At 57.4% G+C, this 8,942-nt stretch carries 7 protein-coding genes; 1 reads left to right on the top strand and 6 read right to left on the bottom strand.

All coding sequences use genetic code 11. The annotated features are described in order from the left end of the window. Nucleotides 1-345: 345 nt before the first annotated feature. Together RSSM_RS18965 and RSSM_RS18960 are read right to left on the bottom strand one after the other, a co-directional pair. Nucleotides 346-1,698, bottom strand: a complete 1,353-nt coding sequence (locus tag RSSM_RS18965; RefSeq protein WP_008682324.1) for an HD-GYP domain-containing protein — start codon at nucleotides 1,696-1,698, stop codon at nucleotides 346-348. 432 nt (nucleotides 1,699-2,130) lie between these two features. Beyond that, on the bottom strand, nucleotides 2,131-3,396 hold the full coding sequence (locus tag RSSM_RS18960; RefSeq protein WP_008682319.1) for a hypothetical protein: 1,266 nt from the start codon (nucleotides 3,394-3,396) through the stop codon (nucleotides 2,131-2,133). On the opposite strand from RSSM_RS18960, the gene RSSM_RS34825 reads away from it, so the two are divergent. Further along, nucleotides 3,395-3,562, top strand: coding sequence for a hypothetical protein (locus RSSM_RS34825; protein ID WP_008682321.1), 168 nt, complete (start codon nucleotides 3,395-3,397; stop codon nucleotides 3,560-3,562). The genes RSSM_RS18960 and RSSM_RS34825 overlap by 2 nt on opposite strands. Before the next feature lie 38 nt (nucleotides 3,563-3,600). On the opposite strand, the gene RSSM_RS18955 is transcribed toward RSSM_RS34825, so the two are convergent. The 4 genes from RSSM_RS18955 to RSSM_RS18940 form a co-directional block, all read right to left on the bottom strand. Continuing rightward, nucleotides 3,601-4,065 (bottom strand): superoxide dismutase [Ni], encoded by a 465-nt coding sequence (locus tag RSSM_RS18955; RefSeq protein ID WP_008682318.1) that lies wholly within the window; start codon nucleotides 4,063-4,065, stop codon nucleotides 3,601-3,603. A 530-nt stretch (nucleotides 4,066-4,595) separates the two neighbouring features. Further along, nucleotides 4,596-5,258: an FKBP-type peptidyl-prolyl cis-trans isomerase gene (locus RSSM_RS18950; RefSeq protein ID WP_044303010.1), complete on the bottom strand. Its 663-nt coding sequence runs from the start codon at nucleotides 5,256-5,258 to the stop codon at nucleotides 4,596-4,598. Between the two features lie 265 nt (nucleotides 5,259-5,523). Beyond that, complete coding sequence (gene nusG / locus RSSM_RS18945) at nucleotides 5,524-6,078, bottom strand: transcription termination/antitermination protein NusG (RefSeq protein ID WP_044303009.1); 555 nt, start codon at nucleotides 6,076-6,078, stop codon at nucleotides 5,524-5,526. 252 nt (nucleotides 6,079-6,330) lie between these two features. Continuing rightward, complete coding sequence (locus tag RSSM_RS18940; RefSeq protein WP_008682312.1) at nucleotides 6,331-8,940, bottom strand: serine/threonine-protein kinase; 2,610 nt, start codon at nucleotides 8,938-8,940, stop codon at nucleotides 6,331-6,333. Nucleotides 8,941-8,942: the final 2 nt, after the last annotated feature.

Genomic DNA, 8,942 nt, shown 5'->3' with positions numbered 1-8,942 from the left:
TTTCATAGGTGTTTCTGAGGCGATGTTTATCGCACAAGACGCAAGATAGTTTCAAGCGAACACGCGTGATCAAGAAGCCCCTGCGACAAAAGAGCAGTCAGGCAGTATAGACCTTACCGAGCGGTGTTATCAGTCGGACACCACTCGCGAACGTTCCGTCTGAAACTCACCGCGCAGCGGTTGGAAAAGAAGGCCTGCCGAAACGTCGCAATGCGTTTCCCCGGACAAGCAGTGCTAGCGAGAGCAGCCGCCCTGCAGACGCGATCCGGGTGCGACCGGATGTCAGGGAGGCTTGAGTCGCCGAAGACAATCGAGGAGTAGACGCGTTGGACAACGCGAACTGCATTACGACTGAGGTTGCAGGTCAGGACGAGCGAACGGGCGTTGCTCGGCGTATGCCTGCATCAAATCATGGCTTTGCAGCAAAGCGTCGACCACGTCGGCGGCCCACTGTTGGCCGCGTCCCTTTTGGAAAATTTCACGAACCTTTTCCAAAGGCATTCCACGGCGGTAAGGCCGATCGCTGATCATCGCGTCAAAGGCATCTGCTACCGCGAGAATCTGTGCATCGCGTGGGATCTCGTCACCCACGAGCCCGTCGGGATAACCGCGTCCGTCCCAGGATTCGTGATGGTGTCGCACCGCGGGCAGAATGTGCCGGAACGGGCGGATGTCTTTCAGGATTTCATAGCCGAGCACCGGATGCCGTTTGATCTGATCGAATTCTTCGGGAGTCAACGAACCGGGTTTCTTCAACACCGAATCATCAATCCCGATCTTGCCGATGTCGTGAAGGATGCCCGCCAACTGCAAAGCCTCGGCGGAGCGATCTCCTAAACCTAAACGCAGTGCCAACTGCACCGCGAGGTCGGCCACGCGGGAACTGTGACCGTGTGTGTAAGCGTCTTTTGCATCCAATGCGGAGGCGAGTGAACGCACCGTACCTTCGAGCATGGACTGCATTTCATGGAACTGGCGTTTGTTCATCAGGTGCAACGCCAACACCATCAACACCGAACGCATCAAATCAACTTCAATGGTTCCGAACTCGTTTGAATTGCTGTTTCGGATCGCGATCAAACGTCCCAGCCGCACCGAACCTCGGGCGATCGGCATCATCACAATCCGTCGGTTTTCCAGATCGGGATGCGACGAATGATTCACGATGACGGTTTCTTTCCGCCAATCCGGCCGATCACCGGCACGACGCTGCGCGGTCACCTCGGAAGCTGAGGATGTTTCCGGATCGGCGCAAACGCTTTCGTCAATGGACTCGATTCCACTCTCGACAATCGCGGCATGCACGACACGGTCGAGGTCGGTCAACTCGATCGGTCGTCCGATTCCCTGGATGCCACCGCCGAGCACATCGTCTTCATCAGGATCTAACTGAATGATCAACGTCTCGCAGCTAACGCAAACGATCAACTGCTCCAACAACTCCTGACACGTTTCGCTCGGGTCGTCCTGCAGTTCGAGCCGCGCCGTGAGGTCGTGAATCATTCGAATCTCTTCGAACTTCTCACCGAGCGACGCCGACAACGATTCGATATCAGACAACAACGACAGTTCCGTTTCAGCCGACATGACCGCGCTCGTGTCTGCGTCGTCCTGCGATGCCAACGCGCACGATCCGGCAGTCTCACCTTCGTGCAGACGGTCATCAGAAGACGAAATCGAATTGAAACGTGATGGCATAGGTCGAACGTTGAACGAGGAGGGGGCCGCAGCCAGCAGAATTTGAAAAAAGCGAGCATGTCGCTTTTGCTCCGAACAACCATATGCCACGTCAGATCGACTGCGCGACGAGCCTCACGCGAAATCCGACACCCAACAGGGCAATTTCCGCATGAGTCTTCCGGTCATGACGGTTAAAAGGAGTGAACGCAGGTCTAGCCCGACCGCAACATTCGCGTTGCCAAGTCGCCGGTTTCATTCCGGACCGTTCTCCGCGTCAGAACAACGCAGCCACGCACGGGAACGCCCCCACCAGATGGGTTCCAGACGCCTGCGTTTCCACCTGCGATGTGGTTCTCGATGTAGCCGCACAACGCGTCATTGCTCGGCGTCATTGCTCGGCGTCATTGCTCGGCGTCATAGCTCGGCGTCATTGCTCGAACGCGGGATGCTTTACTGGGCATCACGCTCACGTTCACGCCGGATCGCCTCACTGACGCGGCCGAGAATCTGTCGCTCCTCTTCGCTCAAGGAACCAGGGCCGTCGGAGTGCAAACGCTGTAGAATCTCATCCGCTCGGGCCGCATCGGTTGCTTCGGATCGCTCCCGTTGTGCGGTCTCGCGAAGGAGTCGCAGCCGTTCTTTTTCGACGCGGCGTTGTTTTCGTCGAAGGAGGATCGCACCGATTCCGTACCGAGCCCTCATCACTCCCGTTTCACCGTTTTCCGCAATCGTCAACTGCGAGGCAAACAAGTCCTCTCCCCGCGTGGATGCCACCAGCCAAAGGGCGAGCAACGTGATACCGGCGAACGCGGGGAAGGCTCGTCCGCCTGCCTGACTGCTGATGTCACTCGCCCGAATCGCGATAACGCCCCCGACCAACGTCAAGACGGCGAACCCGATGATCCCCCATCGCACCGATCGAACGGCGTGGTTAGCACGCATGATTTCGCTCGCCGCATCATCATCAACGTTAGCAAACAAACCAATCACCGAGGACCATCCGACACGGCCGAGCGATTGAGGAACCGGCAGCAATTGCCAAAATCCCTGCAGGCAGAACATCCATGCCGCGGCAATCCAAGGACGATCAATGGATGCGATCCATGCCCCCGAACCATCGACCGCGGACGTTCCCGAATCGACTGCACCGGAGACGAAAGGGCCCTGCGTCCAACGATCGAGCAACAGACAAGCCAGCGCCGCCAACCCGAGCGCCATCAATTGGGCCGACCACAACGCAAGCACACGACTGACGCCGCTGAATGATTCGAGTATCGAAGACTTCGAATTCTCGTAGTGGCCCGCGAAACCGGTTTCCCCGCGACCGGTGAGCCCCCTACCAGCGACCGCGCGACCAGTGCCCCCGAGGCCAGTGCCCACTAGACCAGTGCCAAGACCATCGTCCTCAACGAATAGGTCGTATGGGTCCACGCTCGGTTGATAGCGCAGCGACTGTTGGATGCTAGGAACCGCTACCCACACCCCGCCAACGGTCAACGTGACGCTGTGTCCGGACGCGTCGTCGGTGCTAGCCACCGGTTCAGGACGACGGCCCAACATCGCGGGCCGGAGGTCACGTCGGGCGAGATCGCGGAGCGGACGCCCGACCGAAAACAGAATCTGAGTCAGCACCGATTGAAGAAGCAGACCGGCACACCAAACAATCGTGAGGCTCAGCGCCCAAACAGCCGTTTCGTTATGGTCTTGACCAAGCATGATGGGAGCCATCGCGATCAAAAAGACCGCGATGCCAGCCATCGGCAAAGAGATTGCGATCGACCATTGCACTCGGCCGATCGAACAAAACCACCACCGCACGCCACGACCGAAACTCGCAGAGCCGCGTGACTTCGACAGCCAATACAAACGCTTTCGTCGCTGATCCGGAGTCGGTGGATTTGAGCTCACGTCACCGCGTCATTAGTGGCTGTGCTCGAACGTGGGCTCTTTGCCTTCATACGCGCGGTAGAAGTCGAAAATCGACTTTTCCAACGCCTTCGCAGTCGCGGGATCCGCGGACTGCTTCGCTTTCATCGCGTTGACCATCACGGCGTGAGCGGCGGCGAGTTTTTTGACGTATGCCGGATCGCTCGTTTTGATCCGCTGCGCCATGAAGTAACTCGCAATCGTTTCTTGGATACGGCTCGCGTGGTCTTCTTTGGTCGTCACCCAACGCGTCAACTGGTTGATCGATTGAGCATCGGTCGGTTTGAGCGTGTTCAATTCCGTTTGGGCTTTCGAGATCGTGTGCTCGTCTTCGAGCATCATCTCAAAACGCAACTGGTCGCCGTAAATTCCACACGGAACTTGGCAGTGGGCATGTGCCGTCGAGGCCAACGCCAACGAACCAAACAGCAACGCAACCAACGTAAAACAACGCAACATCTTGATATCCTCGTGAGTGTAAAGTTCTAAGGGAACGGGTATCTGTCGCAGGGCTTTATCCTACTGCGACCACATTCTATCGCACGACGCGGTGGCAAAGGCAGGTTTCGCGAAACATCAACAGTCTTTTTTGCGACATGCCTTCATTGCGACATGCTTTTTCTGCCAACATGTTAGCAGTGCGTCACGCCCCAGCACGTTTTTCGAGTAGGTGGTAGTGGATCTTATGAAAGATCCTGCTGCATGAGGATCTTTCACAAGATCCGCTACCCGAAAATGGAAGTGATATAAACTACCGGTGCCAATGCGACTATGGGTTCGCCTGCCGGGAACTTTGCCTGCCACGAACTTTGCCTGCCAGGAAGAAAGCACCTTGTGTATCCGCACAACAGCGAAACACGACGACAGGTGAGTGAACAAAAGACTACACGCGAAACCCGCATTCACAGGCTCCGCGTTGTCGGGCACGCGCACCTGATACGTGATCGCGGTACGCGATAATCATCAGTCGTGAACGTCAGTCGTCGAGACTACAGAATCTCGAGCAACTCGACTTCGAAGATCAATACTTCGTTAGGGCCGATCTTCGGCATCGATCCACGTTCACCGTATGCCATGTCCGGTGGGATGTAGAGCATCCATTTCGAACCGACTTTCATTTTTTGCAGAGCGAGTTGCCAACCTTGGATGACGCCGTTGACGGGGAACTCGGCCGGTTCGCCACGAGCGACGCTGCTGTCAAAGACCTCACCGTTGGTCAACTTGCCGGTGTAATGCACTCGAACGGTGTCTTGTGGCGATGGTGAACCACCTTCACCTTCTTTGATGACTTTGTACTGGATGCCTTTGGCGAGATCTTTGACGCCGTCGGCTTTGCCGTTTTGCTCCATCCAGACGTTGCTCTTTTCCAGATTCAACACAGCCTGCTTCCGCATTTCTTCGGCGCGGGCGTTTTGGCGTTTTTGCAGAATGGCCTGGATCTTGCCTTGGACCGTCGCGAGTTGCTCGTCCGTGAGAGCTGGTGCCTCACCCGAAAGGGCGTCGGAAAGCCCTTGCTGCATTCCTTCGATCGTGAAGTCGCTGGATTGGAAACCTTGTTGGGCGAACGATTGTCCGACCGAGAAACCTAGGAAATAGCCGACGGTATCGTCGACCTGAGTATCGGCATCTTGTCCGCTAGTCGACGTTGTCATAGTCAGCAGTGCTAGGAGTGAAAGGGAAAGTAGCGTGAATCGCATGAGTTTGAAGTCGTCCAAAAATGGAGTTAGGTGGGAAATTCGGGAGTCGAATGAGTCCCAGGTGGGAAAGCAATCCGCGAATCACCGACAATCTCGACCGGCTGCTCGCATTGCACCACGACCAGAATAACACGTCAGGCACCCCCTGCACTCCCCTAAACAGGTTGCAGGGCTCCTGTCTCCGCTCCCAAAACGTCCTACCAAACCCACCCTGACACGTTCACCCGATCATTTCGAGCTGACAATCCTCCAGCTTCACGCTGACGCCTTGTTCCATGAAACGGACCGCGACGAGGAGCCGGCGTTCGTTCTCGCGACGAATAACCGTGCCCTCGTACCCGCGAAACGAGCCGTTCTTGACCCGGACCATCGTCCCGGGCTCCAACCGACTCTCGATTGTCATGGGAACGCCCATTTCGACGAGGTTCCGGATTTGTGTTAAATCTTCAACAAGCTGCTCAATTTCCAGAATTTCCACCGCTTTCAAAACGCATCCGGTGCAGATCGCCTCATGCCGCGCCTCGTCGCCTCCACGCAGAAACACGTAGGTCGGAAACAACGGAACGAACGACGTGCGAATACGCCCAGCCGGGGAACGCATCCGGTTGGGAATCATCGGTGCGTAGTGACCAATTTCCGCGTCGCGGAGCTGGCGGACGACTTTCTTTTCCTGACGCGTCCGCGTGTACAAAAGCCACCACTGGGATTCGAGCGATTCGGGTTGGGCGAGCAGATCGTCGGGAAAACAATCGGGTTCAGGAGGCAGAATCGGCATTGCAGGCAAATCAAAGATCGAAACGAAACTGAGAACCGGAGGGATAACATATGTCACCGGTCGGTGACCAGATATCAACCACATGACCGCCCGATTTGTCTGACACGAGGAGTTCTCTGCCCACGAGAGGGATTCCTGAAACCCGAAAACCGATCCTCCGATCGGGCGGCGGTCGCGGCCAGGTTTTCAGTTCGGTTCGTCTTTCTGTCCGGTTCTTCGTTGTGATCTGTCGATGTCGCTGAGAATCTGTCGTTAAGATTCGTTGATCATTTCCTTCGCGTGAGTCGCCCACCATTGCTCGGCATCGCTGCGGGTCCACGGCATGTCACTGGACAATCGCTGCAGTTCGCGGATCAACTCGGGGATGCTCTCTGCTCGCGAGCCTTTGTCCTTCCGCATGCAGTCGCTGACCCAGCGATCCAGCCGCGGATCGATCGGTTCGTCTCGGTGCGTGGAGATGCCGATCGGATGTTCGCTCATGATTAACGCGAACATGGACTCGGGATCACATTCGGCAAACGGCGGATTCCCGGCGAGCAGGTAATACGCAATGCAGCCGATCGAATAAATGTCGCTGCGCGGGTCCATCGAGGAAGGATCGCGAAAACGTTCCGGCGCCATGTACATCGGCGTTCCCGCCCAAATCGTTTCTGCCGTTTGAAAGACGTCCTGATCCGGTTCGATCGGTTTGGCCAAACCGAAATCAAATACCGTCGCCCAATCCCCGACAACGCTGTCGAAACGGAGCATCACGTTTTGCGGTTTCAAATCGCGGTGCATGAGTCCCTTGCCGTGGGCTTCGAGCATCGATTGGCAGATTTGCTGCATGATCCACACGACGCGGCCCGGCGACTGGGCACCGCCCCGCGCGACAATCTCCGCCAACGTCAAACCGTGCAGCAACTCCATCACGCAGAACGCAGCGTCATCCTCCGTGTAACCAAAATCAAACACGGTAACGCTGTGAGGGCAGGACAATGAAGACGCTAAACGCGCCTCTCGATCGAACCGTTGTCGGTCGTCTTCGTCTTGCCGGTCGCCTCGGAGAACTTTCAACGCGATGTCACGTCCGAGTTCCTTGTGACGGGCGCGATAGACCACCCCCATCCCGCCGCTACCGATTTCGCGGTCGATTTCGTAGCGACCGAGTGGTTGCCGAGCGTCTCGAATCGTTGACAAGGTTTCCTGATGCCACCACGTCACACCGGACGCCAATCCGAACACCAGCAAACTCGCCAGCGACGCCCAAAACAACGAAGGCGAAAAAGCGGAGGCGTATTGGTGGACTGGCACCTCCGCAATCACCCCGAGCCCGTAAGAAGGCAACCAACGCCATGCACCGGAGACGTCGCCCCCGTGGTAGCTCGGATACGCCACCGAATGGATCACGTTCCCGCGATTCGTGCTGACCGAAGCAGCGGCGACTGTTAAAGGGGACACGCGGTTGGCCGACTCAAGAGAGGTATCGCCGGCGGTAAACTCGGCCACACGGAACGCCGAACCACTCGCGTTCTCTCCCTGCCGACTCCGCAACGATTCCGCCGTGGGGCTGTTGGTTTGCATGATGCCATGACGATCCACGAGATAGACGTCCGTGCCAGCCTCGCCGGCAATTTGATCGAACGCTTCGTTGACCACCGGCCACAACGACATCTTCGTGATCATCACAGCCCCCAACACCCGAGTCGGATCCGACGGAGCAGTCACGGGGAACATCCATCCGTTGCCGTGGTCTGCGATCATGTCGCGTGAGGTCTCGTCGCCCAGATGTGGACGACTCGAGGGGCCGACAAAAACAGGCCGATGCTCGAGACACCGTGCGACCAATCCTGCATAGCGGGCCGTCATCGCTTCGGGTCGAAGGTCGCGAGCGGACGCCATCGCTACCACGCGGAACTTTTGATCCCAAACGACAAACGTCCATTCATCGCGGGCCGTCGGTGACTGTTTGGCAAGGAACGCGTCCAACGTCGTTTGAGCGTTGGAGGAATCTCCGTACGGGTTCGTTTCATCGACCAGAATCGCCCCATCGCTGGCCTGTCGAGCAATACGTTCGCTGCGATGTTGGTCGTGATCGATGATCGATTCGAATCGAAGTCGCGTCTGCTCGAGCACCGATCCCAACAATCGCTCGTTTGCAACTTGCCGACTCTCGATGTAGTTGTTCCCCATCACCCATGCCGCGATCCAAATGGGGATCAGTCCAGCCAACGTGATCGCGATCCACAACGGCAACCACGTGAACCGTCGTTGAGAAGGACCGACGGAAGTGGGCAGGGACTGTGTGGATCGGCCACCGCTGTCCGGCCCACGACCACGTCTTCGCCGACGTGAAACCGGGTGTCGCGGTGCCGCGTGAGTTCGCTGGGCGCCGCTGACCGTTCGTTGATTTGCGTCTCGCCTCGAACCGCCCTTCTGGCCCTTCTTCGTCGTCGACGCTTTGCCTGACTTCGAAGGCGAATTGGTCTTCGGTGTTTGCCCGCCTCCCCAATTGCGTTTAGGTGTCGACCGTTCCATCGGCACGGTTTTTCGCAAGTCCGGACGATCGCGATCGGCTAGTTCGGCCCCCGTCGCAGACTCTCCGTCGGCATCGTTTGAGCCACCGGGGTAACGATCCGAGTCGTCGTCCGCCATCGACGCGTGCCCGATCTTGGTCGCCCCCGGCAGCCGCACCGGTTTGGCAGAACGGCCTTCGATCTGCGCCGCATTGGGGTCGTGCTCACGCAGCAACGACCGCACTTCGTCGATCAACCCTTGATCATCGCCCGCGTTGCGAGCGAGAAAATCGTCCCGATCCTCGCGCGGCAATTCTTCCGCCGCCCAAAAAAGATCTTGGATCTGTTGATATCGTTTTGCGTCCACGA

It is taken from the genome of Aporhodopirellula sallentina SM41, assembly GCF_000346505.1.
In the GTDB taxonomy this organism is placed as follows: Bacteria; Planctomycetota; Planctomycetia; order Pirellulales; family Pirellulaceae; genus Rhodopirellula; species Rhodopirellula sallentina.
This window is presented reverse-complemented; position numbering and strand designations above follow the sequence as displayed.

Excerpts from the sequence above, each read along its gene's own strand:
- RSSM_RS18965 (WP_008682324.1), bottom strand. The coding sequence starts at position 1,698 with ATGCCATCACGTTTCAATTCGATTTCGTCTTCTGATGACCGTCTGCAC.
- RSSM_RS34825 (WP_008682321.1), top strand. The coding sequence starts at position 3,395 with ATGATGGGAGCCATCGCGATCAAAAAGACCGCGATGCCAGCCATCGGC.
- RSSM_RS18960 (WP_008682319.1), bottom strand. The coding sequence starts at position 3,396 with ATGCTTGGTCAAGACCATAACGAAACGGCTGTTTGGGCGCTGAGCCTC.
- RSSM_RS18955 (WP_008682318.1), bottom strand. The coding sequence starts at position 4,065 with ATGTTGCGTTGTTTTACGTTGGTTGCGTTGCTGTTTGGTTCGTTGGCG.
- RSSM_RS18950 (WP_044303010.1), bottom strand. The coding sequence starts at position 5,258 with ATGACAACGTCGACTAGCGGACAAGATGCCGATACTCAGGTCGACGAT.
- nusG (WP_044303009.1), bottom strand. The coding sequence starts at position 6,078 with ATGCCGATTCTGCCTCCTGAACCCGATTGTTTTCCCGACGATCTGCTC.